This is a genomic window from Vibrio sp. D404a (genome assembly GCF_030248535.1).
Lineage (GTDB): Bacteria > Pseudomonadota > Gammaproteobacteria > Enterobacterales > Vibrionaceae > Vibrio.
The window spans coordinates 1-22,416 of record NZ_JAHGAJ010000011.1 but is presented as its reverse complement, the minus strand read 5'-3'; the positions used below and the strand labels follow the sequence as shown (position 1 = coordinate 22,416).

Genomic DNA, 22,416 nt, shown 5'->3' with positions numbered 1-22,416 from the left:
GCTGCCATTGTTCTTTATTCAGCTCGTTCTCTTAGAGAACAATGAATTAACGAACACCAACCAAACGCAAATCCAGTGATTCTGTGTTAGCTGCATCTGTGATCACAGGTGCAATTGTATCTGTTGTGAAACGCAGCTTGCTATCAACATGGATACTTGCGCGCACATTGTAGCGATGGTTCGCCTTAATCTGGCTAGCGTCGTACTTCAGTTCAAAAGCAAATGGGACCTGCTTGCCATCGGTTGTGAATTCTTGAGTCGCCAATACCTTTGAAGGTGCATCAGCCAGTGAGATATCTTCTAGTGTTACCGTTACTAGTGCATTTTCAGGAAGTGCAATGCGCTCTCGGTAACTTACCGTACCGGTTACCATTTTCATGTTCTCTGCGACAACCTCTTGAGCTGCCTCACTTTGTTCAGTGGTTTGGCAGCCAGCTAGGAAGCCAAATGAGATTAAAGACGTTGCGATTAATAAAGCCTTTTTCATAAGATATTTCTCTCAATGTGTTTGCCGGATATAGCAAAACTGAATGCTAATTATAAGAGAGCTTTCATATTCTGTCTTGAAACCCTATGATTTATTGACAGATATTTGACTGAGCAGCCCGGTTAACCCTTTAACCTGCTCTCATTTTATTAAGAGGTATGCTGGCAATGAGTCAACCATTAAAAGAACTACTAAGTTTACTTCAGCTAGAAAAATTGGAAGAGGGTCTATTTCGAGGACAAAGTGAAAACCTCGGCTTACCACAAGTCTATGGCGGACAAGTACTCGGGCAGGCGTTATCTGCTGCGCGCTATACCGTAGAAGAGGACCGCAGTGTTCACTCGTTCCACAGCTACTTTCTATTTCCGGGCGATCCAGAAAAGCCGATCATCTACGATGTAGAGAACCTAAGAGACGGGCGTAGCTTCAGCACTCGCCGTGTTAAAGCGATTCAAAATGGTCGACCAATCTTCTACCTGACCGCCTCTTACCACGGTGATGCACCCGGCTTTGAGCACCAAAATACCATGCCAGATATTCCAGGCCCTGAGAACTTTGCTTCGGAGACTGAACTGGCTAGCCACATCGCGGAATTTTTACCAGAGAAACTACGTAAAACCTTCTGCGGTGAAAAGCCAATCGAAATGCGTCCTGTAACCGTGGTAAACCCACTCAAGCCAAAGAAAACTGAGCCAAAGCAATACCTATGGGTGCGTGCCAACGGCGAAATGCCCGATAACCACCTGATTCATCAATACCTACTGGCTTACGCTTCTGATTGGGGTTTCTTGGTTACGGCTCTGCATCCGCATGAAGTCTCTTTGATGACACCAAACTTCCAAGTCGCCACGATTGACCACTCAATCTGGTTCCACCGCCCATTCAAAATGGATGAGTGGCTGTTGTACGCGATTGAAAGCCCAACCGCGAGCAACACGCGCGGTTTAGTTCGAGGTGAGATCTACAACCAACAAGGTCAGTTGGTGGCAACGGCGGTTCAAGAAGGGGTCATGCGCTTCACTAAGTAAGCTAAACCATATTCGTTAGTAATGCGTGAGCATAAAAAATAAAGGGCTTGAGTCACACTCAAGCCCTTTTGATCGATGTCCTGCATTTCGTCCTACAGCGCTTATTCTTCGACAGGCACCACTTCCACCTCTTCGCCTTGCACGCGTACTTTGATTCCGTTGCCAGCATCACGAATAAGATTAATTGGTGATAGCACTACCCCTTTCACAGTACCTTCTACAGCGCCTTGAGTGGCCGTTTGTGCCAAGACCTTACTCTTATCCACCAGCTCTGTCGCTTGAGTCAAAATTCCCGGTACATCCGCTCGTAACTGTTCAGACTCTTGAACAACAACCGGTATCACCTGCTCACGATAGGCCTGACTTTCCGCCAGTACCGGAGGCACAACATCGACACGGTAGCGGGTTACCTCAGTGAGTGTTGGAGGAATGACGTCGGTACGCAGCACTTCAATCTCTTTCAATACCGACGGTACGGTCTCGGTTCTGACACTTTTCACTTCAGATAAGATACTTGGGATCTTGCCATCAACCGAGGCGACAGTCTGGTTTACCTCATCAACGGTCTGGCGCACAGCTTCCACCGTCACAAGCACCTCTGGGGCAAGCTCATCAATATGCTTGGCTAATGCGAGCCACTCTTCCACTTGCAGCTCTTTGGTCACAACAGACAGATCATCAATCACTTGCGGGTAGGTATCGACCACCTCTCCGACTTTGTTAGTGAAAGAAAAAATACTGTACCCCAAATAGAATATGGCCGTGGCTAATAACAGTTGAATGGCCATCGCGATTCTTGCTTGCATAAACTTCCCTATTTATAACTTCTTATACTGCTACTTCGATTGCGAGTTCGAAACAGCAGGCTATTCATCTTAGATTTATGATTTAAATTGTTTATCTCTAATTATAGCGGCAGTGCGGTGGTGTATTTCAAAGGCTCCATCGCAAATGTCGAGGTCACGTTTGAGATACCATCAACACTGTTCACCAAACGCTTGTAAAACTCATCAAAGCATTTCATGTCCTTCACTTGCACTTTGAGCATGTAATCATATTCACCTGCCATTCGGTAGAACTCCATCACCTCTGGGAATTCGGTAACAGTGCCCACAAAACGGCCATACCACTCATGTGAGTGATCACTGGTTTTTACCAATACGAAAGCAGTAAATGAGAGATCCAGCTTCTCAGGGTTGAGTAGCGCGACACGTTTTTCTATCACCCCCTCCTCTTCTAGACGCTTGAGGCGCTTCCAACAAGGGGTTGTGGTTAGGTTCACGGCTTCAGCGATATCGTTGAGTGACAGTGTGCTGTCTTGCTGAAGTAGACGTAGTATCTTTTTGTCTGTGGCGTCGATCATGTTTTCAATAAAAGCCTATAAAAGAGAAATTTTTTCTACTTTGTCATCAATATGAAGTAAATATAGCAAAGTTTTTCTCTGCAGATCTCGCTAATTTAGTGACATAGCAAAGATAAAAATAACAACGTCAAAATTCTGGAGATACCCCTATGTGTACTGACCATAAATGGATCAACAATGCCATCCGCAAAATCGAAGCAGACTTTCAACGTTCTGCCGATACTCACCTTATCAAACTTGATTTGCCGAGTGTTGAAGGCATCGATATCTACCTAAAAGATGAAAGTACACACCCTACGGGCTCTCTAAAACACCGCTTAGCGCGTTCACTTTTCCTATACGCGATTTGTAATGGCTGGGTTGGTCCAGAGACCACAATCATTGAATCGTCATCTGGTAGTACTGCAGTATCAGAGGCATATTTCGCTCGTTTGCTTGGCCTACCTTTCATTGCGGTTATGCCAAAGTGCACAGCCAAGAAAAAGATTGAGCAGATTGAGTTCTACGGCGGCCAAGCTCACCTAGTTGATCGTTCTGACCAGATTTATGCTGAGTCTCGTCGTCTGGCTGAAGAGCTCAATGGTCACTACATGGACCAATTCACCTATGCAGAGCGTGCAACCGACTGGCGCGGTAACAACAACATCGCCAACTCGATTTTCAACCAGATGCAGATGGAAGATCACCCTATCCCAGCATGGGTCGTGATGAGCCCGGGCACTGGCGGCACTTCTGCAACCATTGGTCGTTTCATTCGCTACCAACAACATGAAACTAAGCTGTGCGTTGTCGACCCAGAGAACTCGGTATTCCATGATTTCTTTAAGACAGGTAATGTGGACCTCACTGGCGACAAGGGCAGCAAGATTGAAGGTATTGGTCGCCCTCGCGTTGAGCCTAGCTTCATCACCGGCGTGATTGATGAGATGCGCACCATTCCAGATGCTGCAAGTATTGCGACAACGCACTGGTTGTCAGAACTGCTTGGCCGTAAAGTTGGCGCTTCAACAGGTACCAACATGTATGGCGTATTACAGCTGGCAAGCGAGATGAAAGCACGTGGCGAGAAAGGCTCTATCGTGACGCTGTTGTGTGACAGCGGTGAACGTTACCTAGACACTTACTTTGATGACGAGTGGATTCGTGAAAACATCGGTGATATCGAACCGTTCGCGGAAAAACTCAAAGTGTTTAACCAAACTGGCGAGCTGTAAAAACTCGTTTGTATAAACAACACCGAAAAACTTAAAACAAAAAGCGGCATGAAAAGGTTCATACCGCTTTTTTAACAAGGGTCGAGTTGTTTACTCTGGTTTTTGCTTCGCTTCGAAAGCGGCTAACTGCTCTGGTGTAGCCTTTGGTTGGTGGTTCTGTTTCCACTCATCGTAAGTCATGCCGTATACGCGCTCACGAGCATCATCGATATCGATGTCTAGACCTTGCTGTTCCGCTTCAGTTTTATACCACTTACTGAAACAGTTACGACAGAAACCCGCTAAGATCATCAGGTCAATGTTCTGTACATCTTTGTTGTCATCTAGGTGGGCCAGCAAACGACGGAAAGTCGCCGCATCCAGCTTGTCTTGTTCTTCTTGAGACAGATTTTTATATTTGAATTCAGCCACGTTACATTCCTTATTCTGTTCTATTTTATTGAGCCTTGTTGTTATACAAAAAAAGCCTGCGATTCTCTAGGAGCAAACGCAGGCTTTTCAAGAAAATCAAAGGAATTACATTGAAACCATAACACGCCTATTCATCGAACGGCCAGATGCAGTGGAATTTGGCTCTAATGGGTCCGATTCGCCGAGCGATTCAGTTTGGAGTTCACTCAGCTCAATCCCTCTATTACTTAGATAATTCGCAACCCGTTTTGCGCGCTCCAAGCCCAAATTGTAGTTGTAGCTTTTCGATCCAGTAGAGTCAGTATACCCCTTAATGCTCAATACATTTCCGTGATGATGCTGATTAGCGATTTCATCTAGTATCTCTTTCGAAGCTGCCGTTAGGGCGCTCTGGTCAAAATCAAAATACACTCTTGCTTCATAACGTGAATTGCTCTCTTTATCTCGAAAGCGAATCAGGTACTCATGACATGCCTTACTAAGAACTTCACTTGATATACTACCTTGTTCTTGGCTATTCACTTCCTTCTCGATTACAGAAAAGCTTCCCTGATTTAAGGCTACAATATGCTTATTGTCTTTAGGTTTAACATGATAGTTACCTTGAGTTTGATTCGGATAACATAAGACCTCTACATCTTTATTACTCTGAGAGTAAGCCTTGGTAGCTAGCATCAGAATAGACAGCCCTAACGCCACAGTTAAACCATAAATATTGTTCATTTTATTACCTTTTTTCATTCTATTTAAGGCGACCTATTTCTTCAGATACTAACTCTAGGATCTTACTTTTTAGTTCGTCTCTATCTTGTGCTTTGAAAACATTACCCTCTCCCAAACAATTGATTAAAGCTACGTTTTTAGATGTATCATAATCAAACCCAACGCCGGCTATTCGAGTATGCAATGGTTCTCCAAGATCGTTTGTTCCTGTATTTAACTTCTCCATTACCATTTTGCATAGCCCACCTTTAACGACACTTCCAGATATATACTTTGGAACCTCTACACCATCAGACAAAATAATAATTATTCTTTTCGAATTATAAGAATCACCTTCTAACAACTTTGCTGCTCTTGTTAAACCAGATATAAAGTGTGTTCCCCACCCAAGTGGACGGTATTCAGAAATACGGCTATTAAAATAATTAAAGTCTGATGTAAGCTTCATTTCTGTATAGACTTCATAACGTTTCTGTTTCTTGTTTTTCCTAAAAGCTTTTTCCCCTTTCTCTACATATGCGTCTTTTTTAACCATAGGTAGACAATTTTTCTCACTTTTCTCCTTCCAAATATTCTTAAGGGCATCTCTATAATTTATTGACTCGAACTGCAACTGTGGTATTTTTGGATCTGCTGAATTTATATCGTAGTCTTCATTTCTTTCATAAACCTGAGAAAGCTTACAATAACTTTTCTCCCCTATGACTTTTGTCGGTGTTGCAATAAAAAATGGAACAATTCCTACTCGATGTTTTCGGCTAACATCCGGATTATCTTGCATCTTAAGTTCATCAACAACTTCTTGAATAACATTATTCATATCCTCATATTTCTTACCAGAACCACTCCAACTATCATTCATGGAATTAGAATAATCGGCTACAAAAAACACATCCACTTTTTCAGCTTGATATTTAAACGCTGTTGATGAACCGCTAACCAATAGTATGTTGTCAACTTCCTCATCCTGCCCCCAACCTGGGAGCCAACTAGACTCTTCATAAATCGCACTCACCTTATATTGATGGTATCTTTTTCCACCCCTTTTTAGTCTTTCCAAGCACTCAGGAATATCTTCACATGAAGAGCGAAATATCTTGAGGTCTTTAAGTTGCCCATTACCACCTAGGTAATGGTTAATCACATTTATAGCAATATCTCTGTTTACTTTACTACCAGAACCTTCACCACTAGAGTTGCCATTTGATGCATCATGAGCGCTTAACGATAATGCCGCTAATTCAGCAGCATCACCAAGCCTAGCTTTATTTTGCATCGCATGTGCACCATCAAGAGCTAACGTAAACAACATAAAAAGCATGGGCATAAATAAAACAAAGAGAATGGATGCATGGCCTCCTTGCTGCTTTATTCGGAACATAGTATTTAACGTCCTATCATTATGGATTCAGAGCACACTAAATCGTAGTTAGCTCCAATCAAGCTACCAAACCAATTATCAGTTTGATAACAGACGGAAACTCTATAAAGAGGTACTCGACGGCCCCAACTAGAGAGTACTGATAGAGACTCTAAGTCGGTAATCAGTTGACTTGTCGTAAACGGGAGGCCAAATTGATGCGTTACAATTGGGTTCCTTTTGCCGGTCTTAGAGAAGGTCATTTCCTCTACGTGAACCCCAAACCTATCACGGCTGAAAGTGTTAGACATTCGGTTTAACGAAAGGGAAGTAATCTCATAAATTTGTTTAGCTTGGCTATAATTCGATGAACTCACTTGATCGTAAAGTTGGGTTCTCTCTTTCAAAATACTGACTGCAGAAAAAGAGAGACGATCTAACTTTCCCTTCATTGACATCTTAACCACTAAGTCGGATGCAAAAATTAATAGCAAACTGAAACATACACCAACTATTGCAAACTCAATTGAAAAGCTACCTCTTTGACTAGATATAGAATTGGTCACGTTCATATTCCTGAATAGATAACACTTCTCTTTTCAAAATGAAGTCATCGGTTAATAAAAAGTCGAATAGTGCTTTATATTGATACTCGATGTGATAAATAGCAATTGCACTACCCTTCGGATTCCCACACTGAGTGAAACTCTCACCTTCATCAAAAGCACAAGATTCAGTGACACCTGCCAGTGCGTTTATTGATTCAATATAATAAATTGACATGCGGAACTTGTTTTCATCAATAATTCCAGCCCACATATTGGTATTTTCAATCACAAGCTGTTTGAAACTATCTTTATAGCTCCCCTGATTAATCTTTGATTCTCGTACTGATTCCGTAATAATTAGGTCATTGATTGAGCTAATAAATGACAAATAACTAAGTTCAATAAAACAAACACACATCAACCAAAAAGCCATAAAGCCGAAAACAAATTCTATAGACGCAACACCTTTGTTAAAACTTCTAGACTTCATTGTTTCCACCTATGGCTAAAGAGGAACTTTGAAGTGCGATATATTTTTCTTTCCACATTGGGTCATTTCTACTTCTTGATACTTCAAACCATAACTCGACTTGTTTAGACTTTGCCAAAGCGAATAGCAAATTTGATTTAACTTTTCTATTGCCACTATCTTTGTTAAAAATTGGCATTAGTAAATCAACTGCATCCTGATATTCTCCCTTGAGTATATGGAGAATAGCGAGGTTATTACTAACTACATCGTCATCATGATAGAGAGCTTTTGCCTTTTTAAAATATTCACTTGCGGCTTCATAAGCTCCCAACTCCGAACTAATCACTCCAAGAAGGTTAATTGCGTCAGTATTTTTTTTATTTATATCCAATACAGATAAGGCGACTCTTCTAGATTTTTCATTATTTCCTTGCTGATTGAGCGCTGATGCCTCAATAAACAGAGATAACTCTGTAGGTTCGTTTTCTAGATTGACTTTTTCAATAAAAAACAGAGCAGATTTAGTATCATTCAATTTTAGATAAGCTTGTGACAACTTGATCATCACTTCAACATCATTACGATTTTTCAGCTGTTCTTTATATAAGATCACCAATGCTTGGTTGTTATCGGATTCAATAAGCAACTTCTCTTTCACCAACCAATCTTGTGAAAACTTGTGCGAAGAGGTGCATCCAAATAAAAATATCAAACATAACGCACTCAATGTTCTAAACATTTTCCATCATCCTCATTACACCAGGCGCAGCAATTAAAATAACGATTGGAATCATTATGAATGTAATTAAGGGAATAGACATTTTAGCTGCTAACTTGCCTATTTTTTCTTCTAGAGAGAGCATATTTACTTCCCTAATATCTGACGCTAATATGGTTAGTACTGAATATATTGAAGTGCCATATTGAATGCTCTGTTTCAGAGTCACACAGAAACTGCGCATTTCGGTGGTGGGTACTTTTAGTTGTAACTCATCTAACGCTATATCTAAGCCCACTACCTTTGCTCGGTGGTTTGTTTGCGAAACTATATGGGCTAGGTCTTTATCAAAGCCTTCCAACTCTTCAGACAAATAAGATAAAGAAGCTTCTATCGTCATGCCTGTTTGCACACATACTCCCATCAGATCAAGTAAGTAAGGCAACTGACTTGATAACGATGCCTGAAGCTTGTCTTTCTTGCGTTTAAGATACAGGTCCGGAAATAGAAGTATCGTAATTACCCACAACGAAAGACAAGCTACTTGCGTCATCAATTCGTGGGTTTCGCGCACGTAGCTCCATATCGCTATTCCCCCAACTAATAGCATGACGTACTTAGTTGGTTGAAACAGGTTTGCGTATTTAAAGTTGTAAAAACCGGCAGCTGAAAAGAGTTGCGCAGCGTCATCTTTTCCGGAAAAACTCAATTGGGAGAGTATCCCTTGAATTGATTTCGAGATCGTTTGGCTTTCAGCAGTATTCTTAGTGAGCATTGAGCTGCGTTTTTGCTTTAAAAGGATGCTCTTTAAAAGAAAAAGCAGCCAAATAGCGCTCAAAGTAATGATTGCAATATCCAAGCTCATAACACTTTCTTTAATCGACATTTATCTGACACTCTTCATCAACAGCCAAACTATAAACATACCGATACTTTCACTAATGAGAACGTAATAGAGAATTGGGCGTCCAGCGTCGGAGTACATGACATACTCAAAGTTTTCTGGACTAAGGTATTGAAGTGCAAATAAAAATAAGAACGGAATTGCTCCGACTATCTTCGCTGAGATCCTGGCTTCTGACGTCAGGGCAAATTTTTTCTTGTCCACTGCCCTAGCATCAAACATGACGCGATTTAGACGACTAATAATCTCTTTTAGTTGACCACCGCGAATCATATTGGCGCGCATCGAAATTACGAAAAAATAAAACGTTGGATACGGGAATCGGTTGCAAGATTTGCTGAAAACGACTTCTGGCGGTTCACCAACTTGAAGCCTGTCCGCCATCAACTTAAATTCACTTCCAACAGGGCCAGCGAGGTTTCTTCCTACGAATGCCATTGCTTGAGTGATACTCTCACCCGCACTCACTGCGCTAGCAAGCATGTTGAGAGCATCTGGGAACGTTGATTCGAAGCGCTCTTTTTCTCGCTTGTTCAAGAATGAAATACCCCAAACCATACCGAGTAAAAGCGTTACCAAGGAGACCCACATTTGATTCATTCGCAAAAAGTTTGAATTCAAATACAGACTGAACATCAATAATAACGAACAAAAAACGGCGATTTTAATTAGATAGAGTGGCCCTAGTTGATTCGCTAAACTCTTGGCGTATCTTTGGAGTAGTTCAATAAAAGACTCTTTACTTAAAGCACTTAAGTTAAACGCCTGCTTATTAGTATCTAAAGAACCAACAATCACTGTCTTGCCGAACGATTCCAAGTACTCTTTTTTATTGCCTTTATTACGAAATGCAAAAAAAGAGAACAGTAAAATGACGCAGCCGGTAGTGATCAAAAAGATCGGTAAAATCATAAGGCCTCTGCATTTTTAAACACTTGTTGCAACTGCTCTTCTAATCCAAAGAAACGACTTTTCTCGACAAGAACTGAACGTTGCATAAGACCTGATGTCATGAAGTTGCCACGTAGTTCGCCGTTTGGCCCTTGGCTAGAAGTGGGAACGAATTTAAAGACCTCTTCCATCACCACACTGTTTCCCTCAAGGCCTACTACCTCTGAAATACTCATGACCTTTCGGCTGCCATCGTGCAATCGGCTTATCTGAATCACAAGATCAACAGCACTGACTATTGTTCTTCTAATCGCTTCTAATGGGAGATTTTCCGTTCCCATCATAACCATAGCTTCGACACGTGCGAGAGCGTCTCGTGGCGTATTTGCGTGTAACGTTGACATTGAGCCATCATGTCCAGTGTTCATTGCTTGCAGCATTTCAAACGCTTCTCCACCGCGACACTCACCAACAATGATTCGATCTGGACGCATACGAAGAGAGTTAATGACTAAGTCACGTTGAGTTACCGCACCAGATCCTTCAATACCAGCAGCCTTGGTCTCTAACCTGACTACATGAGGCTGTTGAAGCTTTAGTTCTGCCGCATCTTCAATAGAAACAATTCGCTCTTTATCTGAAATAAACTGAGACAAAGCGTTGAGCATTGTCGTTTTTCCAGAACCTGTGCCTCCTGATATCAATATATTCAAACGGGCACGAGCAGCGATCATTAGGATCTTTGACATTTCATCAGTCATCGCACCAAAATTGACTAACGAGTCTAGTCCCAATGAATTCTTCTTAAACTTACGAATCGAGATTGAAGTGCCGTCTATTGCGACTGGCGGAATCACGATATTGACGCGACTACCGTCTTCTAATCTTGCATCACAAGTTGGGGATGAATCATCAACTCGTCGTCCAACGCGTGTGGCAATCCTTTTAGCAATTAAAAGTAGCTGAGACTCATCAATAAAAGTAACCTTCGATACTTCGAGTAAGCCGTTACGCTCAATGTAGATTTGATCCGGCCCGTTGATCATAATGTCGCTAATGGACTCATCTTCCATTAACGACTGAAGAGGACCCAACCCTTGGAGCTCATCAACTAGACTTTTAACAAACTCATTCCGAACAACTTCAGGAACGGATACACTTTGACGCTCAAGTAGAACATTGATCGCATTCGCAACTTGCTTAGTCAGCTCTTCCTTTGTTAATTGGGTAACATTTTCTACCTCAAGGGCAGTAAAAATTTGCGTGCGCAACTGGATAAAAATATCTTTTAATTGATCTAACATTAGCGCTTACTCATCAATCTTTGGAACCATGATGGATTTGCAGCTACTGTCTCTCCAAGCAATAAAGACGTTATCTCATTGAGCCCTTGACGAATGCTCAGTTTCCCCTCACTCAGCTTTTTGCCTAAGATGAGCTGTTCACCAGCACTCTGTTCGTAAGGTAATACCACATCGATAGGTTGGTTGAGGTACTTTTCAATTTCTTTCTTTGTAATCGTCGCACTCTGTTCAGGACGTGGGTGATTCAACACCACTATGTATCGAGAACGGCAATTAAGCTCTTCCATCTGAGTGATAAATTTAACGGTTTCTCGTAAACTGGAAACCGTAGGCTCAACGATTAAAATGATGATCTGACAATGTTTTGATAGATGCTCTGCATCTAGTTTGGAGCAACCGCCACGAGACAGATCTTCAATGATAAAGTTATTCTCTTTAGCTAATTGGCTTGATAGCGCGCGTGTATAAGACTTAAGCTCCTCTTCACTGATATCATTGGAATCGACACCCAATATGGACAGCATGTCGCTCTGCTTAGAGACTAGGCTTTGTGCATAGGTGATATCCAGATTTGCTGAAAGCGTACCCGTTTGTAGGGGTTTCTTTCCATAACCTTTCATCCCCATAAAAATATCTAGATTGCCTCCTAAATAATCGTGATCAACGATGAGACATTTGCTGTCTTTCTCGTTGGCCAACAGATAAGCAACTTCAGAGGTTAGTAAAGTTGTTCCCACACCGCCTTTACTCCCCCAAAAAGCGACTTTTTTTGCATCTCTATTTTTTCCTAAACCTGCTTTTCTTTGACGATTTTCATGCACGTTTCTCACGAAATCGATAAGCTCCTGCTTAGTAATAGGCCAAAAGAGGTAATAGAACCCCATATCTTTTAAATTACGAATGGTCGAAATCGAATCCTCACTACCAACAACAATGACTGATGCCTCATTGGGTAATAAGTGACTGATCGTTCTCATATCTTGGGTGACATTAGAGCTATTATTTAGCTCAACAATGACGATTTCGATTGCAGATGCTCTAACATGCTCTCGAATAGATTCTTCATTATTGTTCACAACAACCGGTGACATAATTCCTTCGAATCTATACGCCTCTTCAACCAAGTTGCGACACTCTGGCGTTTGTTGGAAAAGAACTGTGGTGATCCTTTCTTCATACGCTTCTTTAACCGAATCTGTTTTGAGTAGATCAACAAGATCAAACATATTTTTTACCTCAAGCAAGCCCTATCAATTACGCTCTATCACTTTTTCAGGGTTAACCTTTGACTTCCAAAGCAGCCCATCTAACGAACAGCCCAAACTATTCTGGTCAAAATTCCCAAGCTTTTGATAATTGCAAACACCACTTCGCACGACATAGTCTGTAAATTTAATTGTAAAATCGGCTTCTTTTGGGTCTTCTCTAAACGTTATGTTTCTGCTATCGACACCGACTTTAAGAAGCCACTCTCGAGTTTTGGTCGCAAACTCTAAACCGGGCTTATTAGCCCAAGTAATAACAAGAGGTTTGCTAAGTATCAGCGCTCGATTACTGGTTAGGAAAACATCTAACTGTTGGTTGAACGACTTATTCTCATCAGGGGCAAAGTCAATTTGAAAACAGTGGGTTACAGGAACAAGCTCCAGTTCTGCGCCTTTTCTATCTTTCACAGCGCAACCAGAAACCAAACTTGCAACGACAACTAGTAACAATAAATTTTGTTTCATTGGATGAAACCTCCAGTTGAAAAGATCTCTTTCGCCCAACGTTTACTCTCAGGTGAGGAGGTATCAGGCAACGCAAAAAAGCGCCCCAATGTCGAACTTCTTTCCATTACAGGCAATTGGATCTCTGTCGAAGTGACCGGTTTGATCAAGCTAACTGTTGCGACAATAATCAACTCTGTTTTATTGCGTTCAGTTTGGGTATGTCTAAATAAAGCACCTAGAACAGGAATGTCGCCTACAAAGGGGATCTTATTCAGACTCTCTTTCTCTTCTGAACTCATCAATCCTCCTAATACAAAGCTCTGCCCGTCGCCCAATTGAATCGTCGTCATCGCTCGACGTGTTTTGAGCGCGGGTAAATCATAGGCATCATTGGCATATTGAGTATCAAGGGAACTGACTTTCGGAATTAACGACAGCTTAATCTGGTCGTCTTGAGCAACCTTCGCCATCACGTTGAGACCAATACCAAACTCTTTAAATTGAACATTGGTTTTGTCGTCAATGACGGTTACTACAGGTAGCTCTCCTCCGACCAAGAAACTGGCGGTTTCACCTGAAATAACAGATAGGTTTGGCTCGGCTAATATCTGTCCAATGCTGCCGTTATTTGAAGCAGTAATAATAGAAACGATATCCGATGCACTGAATGAACTAAGTTTATTAACGAATACGCCTGCTTCACCTAGGCTATTGTTAAAGTATTGAACACCAAACTCTTCAAGTACTCGGTGAGATACTTCCGCAATAGTAATTTTGACGTTAACTTGTTTGACGGCAGCAACTTCAATATTGTTAATAACACCTTTGTATTTATCACGAGTCATAAAATCAACTGGCCACTCTTCATCTTCAAAAGTCCAGTGAAATTGTTGCTGCTCTTTTTTCTTATCTAACATTGAACCGACGAGAGCATAGATTTGGTCTTTTATCTTGTGTGAAGAAACCGTTCCACTAATAATAACTTGCTGATCAAGGTTACTAATCTCTACGGTTGATTCAGGAAATCGTTTTTTTATTTGTCGGGAGATCGATTTAAAACTACGCTCGACCTCAATTTTTTTTGACAACAACACCTGATCATCATGATCAAACACAATTAGCGAAGTCGTACCTACATTGATTCCATATACGGCAATCTGCTTTTTACCTATCACTTGGTAATCTGCAACCTCTGGATTAGCAATAAATACGGACTTGATTGAGCTTTTTGTTGCAAGTGTTGTCGCTTCATCGACTAGCAGACTCATATCTGACTGGCCACTCACTTTACTGGTCCATAACAAACACAGAGAAACCAACCAAAGCGCTTTTAATAATGATTTCATGTTTTGACCTAATTAAATGTTTTACTCTTGGCGCGAAACTCAGTAACAGCATGAAAGTAAGGTAAAACATCTCCACTATCTGCCTGAAGCGTATTAATCTTGTTCTCGCCTGTAGATTGGTAGATATCTAAATCACTAACTCTTTTTGCAACTAATAACTGGGTTAATTGTTTAGGTGTCAGCTCCAAAATGACGCTAATCGATGTTTCACTGACATCATCATTAATGCTTTCTATTTCTTGGACCTTTAATACCCGAACATTCATGAATAACGGTTCAATCGATACATAATTTTCTGCGATAGAATCAGACTCTGAAATAGAGATAATATCAACATAGCTGTCTTGAACAATTCCACTACCGAAAACCTGTGATTGGGGAAACGCTATGGAATAAGGGACTTTACCCTTAGATATAATGAAATTTATGTAGCCTTCGTCATCAGGTCGAATCATGTCATTTGGAAACAGATACTCTCCTCCTTCCATGTCATCTAAAAATAAACCGCCAAGAATAAAGTCTATTTCCACATCTTTTTTAACGCCTATGTTATTTGACTCTTCCTCAGTCAAACTTTCGATTACAACATGGCTTCGTTCTAGCTTCTCGCCTTTTATTACATTTTTATTCAATCGATAAACCATTACTTTTTTAACTGGTTCAACTTTGATTTCTGTGCTTTCAATCTGGTCAAGAGACAACCTTTGTATCAAGCTATATACACCAAGCGTAATTATCAAAATCGGTAAGACCAATAAGATTTTTGTTTTCATATAAAACCACTAAAAGCTCGCAAGCGCTGTAAATAAAGACCCTACACATATCGCAACGGCGTATGGAACACCTCTATGCTTCTCGTTATTGCCAAATAAATAGCTTATCGCTATCTGTATGACTCCAATAGTGACCCCAGTAGAGGCGGTAATAAAAAAACCTAAAGGTAACAAACTAGGATCAAACAAAGGACTGAAAGAAGCGATTAGCTTTGCATCCCCAGCGCCCCAAACGCCGATTAGAAAAAGAAAAAAACCGCCGATTAGAAAAATTAAGCTTATTGTTATTGTTCCCCAATCACGTTCTGAAGATACCCATAGAATCAGCGAAAGAACCAAAACCATTAAGCAGTATTCATTTGGTATTTTTCGGTAACGGATATCAGAATAACAAATTAAGATTGAAATGGTGGCTAATAATAGCCACCAGACCAATGAAAGGTTACCGATCATTAGGTTTTTACTTACTTATTGGCTTCAGTAATATTCTCTGTGATTGTTGTCATTGAGCCTTGAAGTGCACTTTTCAGACCATTATCACCGTTAAATACGGCCAAAACGATTGCTGAAATTGCCACACCGATAATTGCATATTCAATTGCAGTTACACCTTGCTGGTCTTTTTTGAATTCAGATAGTGCAAGCTTTGTGTTTACGTATAGTTTTGTGAACATAATTTTCTCAGATTTTTTGGTTTATCTAACAACATAATGGCTAAACTCAAGATAAAAACATAACCATCGTGTTTCTAATTTTTCAAGCCAGAAAAAACTAACAATAAATAACTGATATATATATTAAGAGAATGTAAGAAAAGTGAACATAACTATATGATACGCGACTTACAGTCCCTTAAACTATCTTACTTAATTTCTTATATATTATTTTCAATAATGGAGAGATATTTTAATTAATCATGTAAACAGAGGTGTTATGTACAATCTAACTAAGATATTAATTTCGACAGCTTTACTACTGCATAGCACTCTTGGCTTTTCGTCACCAATTGAAGGTAAGCAGTACTCAAAGTTAAGTGAACCATACGAAACTAGCCACCCGCATGAAAAGTTCTTTTCGTTAACATGTGGACCGTGCTGGAAGATGACCTCTATATTGCACCCCAGTGAACAATCTGGTGAGTTGGAACTGAACCGCGTTCACGTAGTATTCAACGACTCTACCCGAGCTTCAGCAAATCTTTATTATGCGTTCCTTGTTCAGAAAAAAAGCATTAGTAGTGAAATGCTCAATGACCTTTTTCATTTTCAACAAAAATATTCTTCAAACAATCAAAACAAGCGACGAGAATTGTTTGAGAAATACGACTTATTAGTACCCGAACAGATGTCAATAAATCAGAAGCAACAGGTTGATTTTTTGATGAAAAATGCGGAGTCTAAAACTAAGCAAGCACAAATTACGAGAATCCCCAGCTTCGTGGTAAATGGGCAGTATCTAGTACGAATTAAAGGCCATAGTTCTGTACAAGACCTATTAAACACACTGCAATACCTCGAAACCCAAACGACACAACAAAATTAACAGTTCAACGTTAAGGCTCTGAGTTAAAGATGTTCGAGCCAATTAAACGTTGAGCACCATTAACAATGACCATCAAACCTTAGGGACTACCATGAAAAAGATTGCTGTGATTTTAAGTGGCTGCGGTGTATTTGACGGAGCCGAGATCCATGAAGCGGTATTAACGCTACACGCTATTGAAAAAGAAGGGGCGACATGGCATTGCTTTGCTCCTAATATCGACCAGTTACATGTGGTCAACCACCTGACTGGCGAGGTAACGGAAGAGTCGCGAAACGTACTGGTCGAGTCAGCGCGAATTGCTCGAGGTAATGTTCAGGATGTCCAACAGCTCGTTGCTCAAGACTTTGATGCCTTGATTGTGCCGGGCGGTTTTGGTGCAGCGAAGAACTTAACCACCTTTGCTGTTGCTCAAGCAGATTGCCAGATCAATGAAGATGTTAAGAACGCATGCCTTTCTTTTTCACAAGCTAAGAAACCCGCTGGCTACATGTGTATTGCGCCAGTGATCATTCCTATGGTTTACGCTTCTCAAGCAAAGGGCACAATCGGTAACGATGAAGACACCGCTAGCGCATTCCAGCAGTTAGGAGGTGCGCACCAAGAGTGCCCAGTAGATGATATTGTTATCGATGATCAGCACAATATTGTCTCTACTCCTGCTTATATGTTGGCTGGCTCTATTTCGGAAGCCAACTCAGGTATCGAACGTTTGGTGAAAGAGGTTATCGCGAGAGCGTAACAGCTAACAGCTCCTCTCCCATACTCCAAACAATAAAAAAGCTCGACTTCCATTCAGAAGCCGAGCTTTTTAGTATTCAGTCAAAAGACTGTTTATCCGTGTGAGGTACGACCTACCGTGTCGTGACTCAGTGCTTTGTTTAGCTCTGCCTCTACGTGACCCGGAGCTCTTGTTGCACCCGAGATCAGGCGGTACATCGCAGGGATAACAAACAGCGTTACCAGCGTCGCAAAGCCCATACCGAAGAAGATAACCGTACCTACCGCAACGCGGCTCTCGTAACCCGCACCCGTTGAGGTAATCAATGGAATCGCACCCGCTAGCGTGGTAAATGCCGTCATCATGATTGGACGCAGACGACGCGCCGACGCATCAACAATCGCTTTTTCAAACTCAATGCCACGGTCACGCAGTTGGTTGGCAAACTCTACGATCAAGATACCATTCTTAGTTACCATACCGATCAACATGATCATACCGATCTGACTGTAGACGTTCAGACCTTGACTCATCAGCACCAAGCCTAAGAAACCACCAAAGATCCCCATAGGTACAGTGAACATCACCACCAGTGGGTTGATGAAGCTTTCAAACTGAGCAGCTAGTACCAAGTACGCTACCAACATCGCCAAGGCAAACACCACAAGAATGCTCGATTGGTTCTCTTTAAAGTCTTTCGACTCGCCAGAGTAGCTCACCGAGATATCACCCGGCAGCATCTCAATCGCCTGTTCATCAAGGAAATCAAGGGCATCACCTAAGGTGTAGCCTTCCATCAAGTTGGCTTTAATAGTGATCGATTTCTGCTTGTTGTAGTGAGACAAACGAATCGACGATGCCACTTCCTCAATCTTAGTCAACGTATCCAGCGTAACTAATTCACCCGATTGAGTTCTCATGTAAATTTGGCTGAGATCATTGGCATTGTTGAAGCTGTTCTCGTCACCACGCAGGTAAACGTCGTACTCTTCACCACGCTCAACGAAGGTTGTTTCACTCTTACCGCCCAGCATGATCTCTAGTGTGTCTGAGATATCGGAAACACTCACACCTAGTTCAGCGGCACGCTGTTTATCTACCGTCACCAATAGCTCAGGCGTTTTCTCTGAGTAATCGATGTCCGCGCCTTCCATCATTGGCGAGTCTTCAGCTGCTTGCTTGAGGATCTCTGCCCACTTTTGCAGTTCAGGGTAGTCAGAGCCACCAAGAACAAACTGAACAGGTTCACTCGAGCCACCACGGAAGCCCGGCATGAATGGGAAGATACGCACATCTGGAATGCCGTTGAGTGCCTTACGAACTTGTCCTAACGCCTCTTGAGCGGTTGCATCACGTTCATCCCAGTCTTCTAGAATCATGATAACAAAGCCCGTTTGGTCACCTGCATTACCGCCAAACGCTGGCGATTGCAGGCTGAACGACTTCAAGAAACCCTGACCAAGCAATGGCATCAAGCGTTCTTCAACCAAGTCCATATTGGCAGACATGCGGTTATAACTGGTTGCATCCGCACCACGAACAAACGCAAAGATAACGCCTCGGTCTTCTTGAGGAGTCAACTGTGCAGGCACTTGTTGCATCAGGCCATAACTACCACCCAAACACGCGATGATGATGATTGGTGCAGCCAAACGCCAAGCCAGCGCACGACGCAAAACGCTGCGATAGCCTTTTTCTAGCTTGCCGAAAACACGCTCAACGAAGTGGTTGAAGCGATTCGGTTTCACGTTAGCTTTTAAGATCTTGCTGCCCAATACTGGCGTCAGGGTTAAAGCAACCAGCGACGAGAAGATCACCGACATCGCCAGCAATACTGAGAACTCCGTAAACAGCAGACCCACCATACCGTCCATAAAGGAGATCGGTAGGAACACCATCACTAGAACCAGCGTAGTTGCAATAACCGCGAAACCTACTTCACGAGTGCCTTTATAGGCAGCTAAAAGTGGTGATTCACCGCGTTCAATGTGGTGGAAGATGTTCTCGACCACTACGATCGCGTCATCCACAACCAGACCAATCGATAAGATCAGTGCCATCAGCGTGATCAGGTTGATCGAGAAGCCAAAGTAGTAGGCAGCGATAAACGATGAGATCAACGATACTGGCACCGTCACCGCAGGGATCAAGGTCGCACGAGCTTGGCCGATAAATACGTACAGCACCAAGATAACCAAACCACCGGTAACAAACAGGGTGCTATATACCTCAGAGATTGAACGGTCGATAAAGACAGTTGAGTCATAATCAATCGCCAATCGCGTACCATCCGGTAAGAACTTTTGGATGTTCTCAACTTCTTTGTGGACCAGATCGGCAACTTCAAGCGGGTTAGCATCCGATTGTGGCACGATACCCATACTTACGTTGACGATACCGTCACTCTTGAAGGTCGAGTTTTCGTTCTCAGCACCAATATAGACATCCGCAACATCTTTTAGGTAGATAGGAGAGTTATCCGATGCACGCTTAACAACCAGATACTCGAAATCTTCAGCTTGGGTATATGAACGTGCAGTACGAACCGACATTACGATCGCGTCATTACGTACCTCACCACCCGGGCTCTCAATGTTCTCATTGCGAAGCGCCGTGGTGATATCAGTAGCGGTTACACCACGACCTGCCATCAGCTCGGGCTTGAGCTTGACGTACATTACCTTGTAGAGACCACCCGAGATGTCCACCGAGCTCACACCTGAAATCAGACTGAATCGGTCGATAAGCACACGTTCGGTGTAATCGGTTAGTTGGGTTCGGTCCATCTCCGTAGAGCTAAGGTTTATATAAAGAGATGCCTCACCACTACCGTTGTTCTTATAAACAATCGGATCGTCAGCCTCATCTGGCAAAGAACGCTGAGCTCGCGCCACCGCATCACGGACATCACTTACACCAGTATTTAGGTCGTAACCCAACTCAAAGGTGATAGTAATACGTGACGAGCCATTACGTGTCGTCGACTCAATCTCATCAATACCACTGATACCAGAAAGCTGATCCTCAAGGTTGGAGGTGATCTGGCTTTCAATGATGGTCGCAGAAGCACCTTCGTAACGAGTACTGATCGAGACCACAGGGCTCTCAATGTCTGGCATTTCACGTACAGCAAGCTTACTGAAAGAGACAATACCAAACACCACTAACAGCAAACTTAGAACCAGTGCGGCGACCGGTCTTTTTACTGAAACATCAGATAACAGCATTAGTTAGCTTCCTCTTGCTGAGGTTGACGCTTTGCTGACGTCGTCACACCAAGCTCTTGAACCTGTACGCCATCACGCATATTCACAATGCCTTGAACCACGATCTTGTCACCAATATTGATGCCTTTCTCGATCACCACTTCGTTATCGATACGAGCGCCTAGGAATACTTCGGTACGGGTTGCTTTGTTATCTTCGCCTACAACATACACATAACGCTTAGTGCCTGAATATTGCAGAGCTTGTACTGGGATGATTGGCGCTTCAACTGCTGGGAAGTCCATCTCAGCTGAAACCAACATACCTGGTTTTAAGTAGTCATTCGGGTTATCGAAGTGGATACGAACACGCAGGTTTAGCGTTTCTGTGTTAATGCGTGAGTCGATACCCACGACAGTGCCTGAGAATTCAGTATCGCCCCATGCGCTTGTGCGTGCTGTTACTGTCATACCTTTTGAAAGCATCGCTAGGTAACGCTCTGGAACCTGAAGATCTAACTGCATCACAGATAAGTCATCCAGTGTCACCAATTCAGTACCTGAACTGACGAGTTTGCCGCGGCTAAAGTCAATAAAACCCACGGTGCCGGAGAATGGTGCTGAAATATGAAGATCTTTTAGGTTGGCATTTGCCGCGTCCAATCTTGCTAACGCGATTTCAACACTGGTTTTCTGTGCGTCAATTTCTGTTTGAGTAATCGCATTTCTTTTCACAAGACGCTCAAACTCTGCCAATTTACGACGCTCGTCTTTTAGATATGCTTTTGCTTCAGCCACGGCGGCCTTCGCTTTATCGTCATCCAACTGAACCAACAATTGGTCTTTCTTAACGTCTTGGTTAGCTTTAACGTGAATAGAATCCACTTTGCCAGAGATCTCCGAAGAGATGATCACGGATTGTTCCGCTTCTAGCTTACCAACGAGTGAAAGTGACTGGTTAACTTGATGAATATCGACCTGCTCAGTAACCACGGTTACTGCGCTTGGTCCCATGCGCTTAGCGACTACGGCTGGAGACGCCAAGATGATAGATAAGCTAAGTAGAGATAAAATGGATTTATGTGTCATAACGATAGTCTGTAAGTTAGATTCGAGATCTCTATAAAGTAATTAACCGTATTCTATCAACTGATAGTGTCGAGTAACGTCAAGAAGTGTAAATGTAGCTAAATTCCGCTGACATTCGAGGCTATAGCATAGCGTTCAAATTGAAGTAAGCGTCGCTTATGTCCATTTAACTGCTATTTGAGCCCCTATTACGGGCTCAATAATTTAGGATGACAATACGGTACAGCCAGAACATATGTTCACTTACCGAGCAAAACGCGCACTTTTCGCTATCTTTGCCCAAAAAGGCAGCATTCAACACAAAACCATAAGAAAAACTCTTTACAGGTTAAACGTGTTTGCTATGATGCGCTCCGCACTTGAGAGATGCGTTGGGAAAAACATTTCTTAAGCCTATCCACCAAGAGATAGGAAAACACCCCTGGAGGGGTTCCCGAGTGGCCAAAGGGAGCAGACTGTAAATCTGCCGGCTCCGCCTTCGATGGTTCGAATCCGTCCCCCTCCACCATATTCTTCTTAGCTCCTTAGAGATAAGAAAACCTCGATTGAATCGTTGGGAAAACTTCAATTGAGCCTATGTTAGATAGGAAAACACCCTGGAGGGG

At 42.3% G+C, this 22,416-nt stretch carries 24 protein-coding genes and 1 tRNA gene; 5 read left to right on the top strand and 20 right to left on the bottom strand.

All coding sequences use genetic code 11. The annotated features are described in order from the left end of the window. Window positions 1-46: 46 nt before the first annotated feature. Window positions 47-487, bottom strand: a complete 441-nt coding sequence (locus KI655_RS07235; RefSeq protein ID WP_285403124.1) for a YbaY family lipoprotein — start codon at window positions 485-487, stop codon at window positions 47-49. A 167-nt stretch (window positions 488-654) separates the two neighbouring features. Between KI655_RS07235 and tesB the strand changes: the two genes are divergently transcribed. Continuing rightward, window positions 655-1,515 (top strand): acyl-CoA thioesterase II, encoded by an 861-nt coding sequence (gene tesB, locus KI655_RS07230; protein WP_285403122.1) that lies wholly within the window; start codon window positions 655-657, stop codon window positions 1,513-1,515. Between the two features lie 101 nt (window positions 1,516-1,616). On the opposite strand, the gene KI655_RS07225 is transcribed toward tesB, so the two are convergent. Both KI655_RS07225 and KI655_RS07220 read right to left on the bottom strand, forming a co-directional pair. Further along, window positions 1,617-2,321: a hypothetical protein gene (locus tag KI655_RS07225; RefSeq protein WP_285403120.1), complete on the bottom strand. Its 705-nt coding sequence runs from the start codon at window positions 2,319-2,321 to the stop codon at window positions 1,617-1,619. Window positions 2,322-2,422: 101 nt separating this feature from the next. Continuing rightward, window positions 2,423-2,878 carry an Lrp/AsnC family transcriptional regulator gene (locus KI655_RS07220; protein ID WP_285403118.1) on the bottom strand — a complete coding sequence of 152 codons (456 nt, stop codon included), beginning with the start codon at window positions 2,876-2,878 and terminating at the stop codon, window positions 2,423-2,425. 149 nt (window positions 2,879-3,027) lie between these two features. On the opposite strand from KI655_RS07220, the gene KI655_RS07215 reads away from it, so the two are divergent. Further along, the gene (locus KI655_RS07215) at window positions 3,028-4,092 is read left to right on the top strand and encodes a PLP-dependent cysteine synthase family protein (RefSeq protein WP_285403116.1); all 1,065 of its coding nucleotides are present in this window, start codon (window positions 3,028-3,030) and stop codon (window positions 4,090-4,092) included. A gap of 90 nt (window positions 4,093-4,182) precedes the next feature. Here the strand turns inward: KI655_RS07215 and KI655_RS07210 are convergent, their stop codons facing one another. The 15 genes from KI655_RS07210 to KI655_RS07140 all read right to left on the bottom strand — a co-directional run bounded on the left by KI655_RS07210 (window position 4,183) and on the right by KI655_RS07140 (window position 15,928). Continuing rightward, on the bottom strand, window positions 4,183-4,503 hold the full coding sequence (locus KI655_RS07210; protein ID WP_285403114.1) for a DUF1244 domain-containing protein: 321 nt from the start codon (window positions 4,501-4,503) through the stop codon (window positions 4,183-4,185). A 105-nt stretch (window positions 4,504-4,608) separates the two neighbouring features. After that, entirely contained in the window at window positions 4,609-5,244 is a 636-nt protein-coding gene (locus KI655_RS07205) for an OmpA family protein (RefSeq protein ID WP_285403111.1), read from the bottom strand. Window position 5,245: 1 nt separating this feature from the next. Beyond that, window positions 5,246-6,607 (bottom strand): pilus assembly protein TadG-related protein, encoded by a 1,362-nt coding sequence (locus tag KI655_RS07200; RefSeq protein ID WP_285403109.1) that lies wholly within the window; start codon window positions 6,605-6,607, stop codon window positions 5,246-5,248. A 5-nt stretch (window positions 6,608-6,612) separates the two neighbouring features. Continuing rightward, window positions 6,613-7,158 (bottom strand): tight adherence pilus pseudopilin TadF, encoded by a 546-nt coding sequence (tadF, locus tag KI655_RS07195; protein WP_285403107.1) that lies wholly within the window; start codon window positions 7,156-7,158, stop codon window positions 6,613-6,615. Beyond that, window positions 7,133-7,624, bottom strand: coding sequence for a pilus assembly protein (locus KI655_RS07190; protein ID WP_285403105.1), 492 nt, complete (start codon window positions 7,622-7,624; stop codon window positions 7,133-7,135). The genes tadF and KI655_RS07190 overlap by 26 nt, the downstream gene beginning before the upstream one ends. Continuing rightward, window positions 7,614-8,345: a hypothetical protein gene (locus tag KI655_RS07185; RefSeq protein WP_285403103.1), complete on the bottom strand. Its 732-nt coding sequence runs from the start codon at window positions 8,343-8,345 to the stop codon at window positions 7,614-7,616. The genes KI655_RS07190 and KI655_RS07185 overlap by 11 nt, the downstream gene beginning before the upstream one ends. Continuing rightward, a complete protein-coding gene (locus tag KI655_RS07180) occupies window positions 8,338-9,210 on the bottom strand; it encodes a type II secretion system F family protein (protein WP_285403102.1) in 873 nt (290 codons plus the stop codon). The genes KI655_RS07185 and KI655_RS07180 overlap by 8 nt, the downstream gene beginning before the upstream one ends. Continuing rightward, window positions 9,211-10,140, bottom strand: a complete 930-nt coding sequence (locus KI655_RS07175) for a type II secretion system F family protein (protein ID WP_285403100.1) — start codon at window positions 10,138-10,140, stop codon at window positions 9,211-9,213. It abuts the gene before it with no gap. Next, window positions 10,137-11,423: a CpaF family protein gene (locus tag KI655_RS07170; RefSeq protein WP_285403099.1), complete on the bottom strand. Its 1,287-nt coding sequence runs from the start codon at window positions 11,421-11,423 to the stop codon at window positions 10,137-10,139. Before KI655_RS07170 ends, KI655_RS07175 begins: the two co-directional genes overlap by 4 nt. After that, window positions 11,423-12,649 (bottom strand): chromosome partitioning protein ParA, encoded by a 1,227-nt coding sequence (locus KI655_RS07165; RefSeq protein ID WP_285403098.1) that lies wholly within the window; start codon window positions 12,647-12,649, stop codon window positions 11,423-11,425. Before KI655_RS07165 ends, KI655_RS07170 begins: the two co-directional genes overlap by 1 nt. A 24-nt stretch (window positions 12,650-12,673) precedes the next feature. Continuing rightward, entirely contained in the window at window positions 12,674-13,153 is a 480-nt protein-coding gene (locus KI655_RS07160; RefSeq protein ID WP_285403097.1) for a hypothetical protein, read from the bottom strand. After that, window positions 13,150-14,481: a type II and III secretion system protein family protein gene (locus KI655_RS07155; protein ID WP_285403096.1), complete on the bottom strand. Its 1,332-nt coding sequence runs from the start codon at window positions 14,479-14,481 to the stop codon at window positions 13,150-13,152. Before KI655_RS07155 ends, KI655_RS07160 begins: the two co-directional genes overlap by 4 nt. Before the next feature lie 8 nt (window positions 14,482-14,489). Continuing rightward, window positions 14,490-15,254 (bottom strand): Flp pilus assembly protein CpaB, encoded by a 765-nt coding sequence (cpaB, locus tag KI655_RS07150; protein WP_285403095.1) that lies wholly within the window; start codon window positions 15,252-15,254, stop codon window positions 14,490-14,492. A 9-nt stretch (window positions 15,255-15,263) separates the two neighbouring features. Continuing rightward, entirely contained in the window at window positions 15,264-15,707 is a 444-nt protein-coding gene (locus KI655_RS07145; protein ID WP_285403094.1) for a prepilin peptidase, read from the bottom strand. Window positions 15,708-15,718: 11 nt separating this feature from the next. Next, a complete protein-coding gene (locus KI655_RS07140; RefSeq protein WP_285403092.1) occupies window positions 15,719-15,928 on the bottom strand; it encodes a Flp family type IVb pilin in 210 nt (69 codons plus the stop codon). 259 nt (window positions 15,929-16,187) lie between these two features. Here KI655_RS07140 and KI655_RS07135 point away from each other — a divergent pair, with 259 nt between their 5' ends. After that, window positions 16,188-16,796 carry a peptide permease gene (locus KI655_RS07135; RefSeq protein ID WP_285403090.1) on the top strand — a complete coding sequence of 203 codons (609 nt, stop codon included), beginning with the start codon at window positions 16,188-16,190 and terminating at the stop codon, window positions 16,794-16,796. Window positions 16,797-16,887: 91 nt separating this feature from the next. Beyond that, entirely contained in the window at window positions 16,888-17,538 is a 651-nt protein-coding gene (elbB, locus tag KI655_RS07130) for an isoprenoid biosynthesis glyoxalase ElbB (RefSeq protein ID WP_285403088.1), read from the top strand. 92 nt (window positions 17,539-17,630) lie between these two features. Here elbB and vexH read toward each other — a convergent pair whose 3' ends face one another. Next, on the bottom strand, window positions 17,631-20,744 hold the full coding sequence (gene vexH, locus KI655_RS07125) for a vibriobactin export RND transporter permease subunit VexH (RefSeq protein ID WP_285403086.1): 3,114 nt from the start codon (window positions 20,742-20,744) through the stop codon (window positions 17,631-17,633). Further along, on the bottom strand, window positions 20,744-21,811 hold the full coding sequence (locus KI655_RS07120) for an efflux RND transporter periplasmic adaptor subunit (protein ID WP_285403085.1): 1,068 nt from the start codon (window positions 21,809-21,811) through the stop codon (window positions 20,744-20,746). Before KI655_RS07120 ends, vexH begins: the two co-directional genes overlap by 1 nt. Window positions 21,812-22,234: 423 nt before the next feature. Between KI655_RS07120 and KI655_RS07115 the strand changes: the two genes are divergently transcribed. Further along, window positions 22,235-22,319, top strand: a tRNA-Tyr gene (locus KI655_RS07115). The last annotated feature ends 97 nt before the right edge of the window (window positions 22,320-22,416 follow it).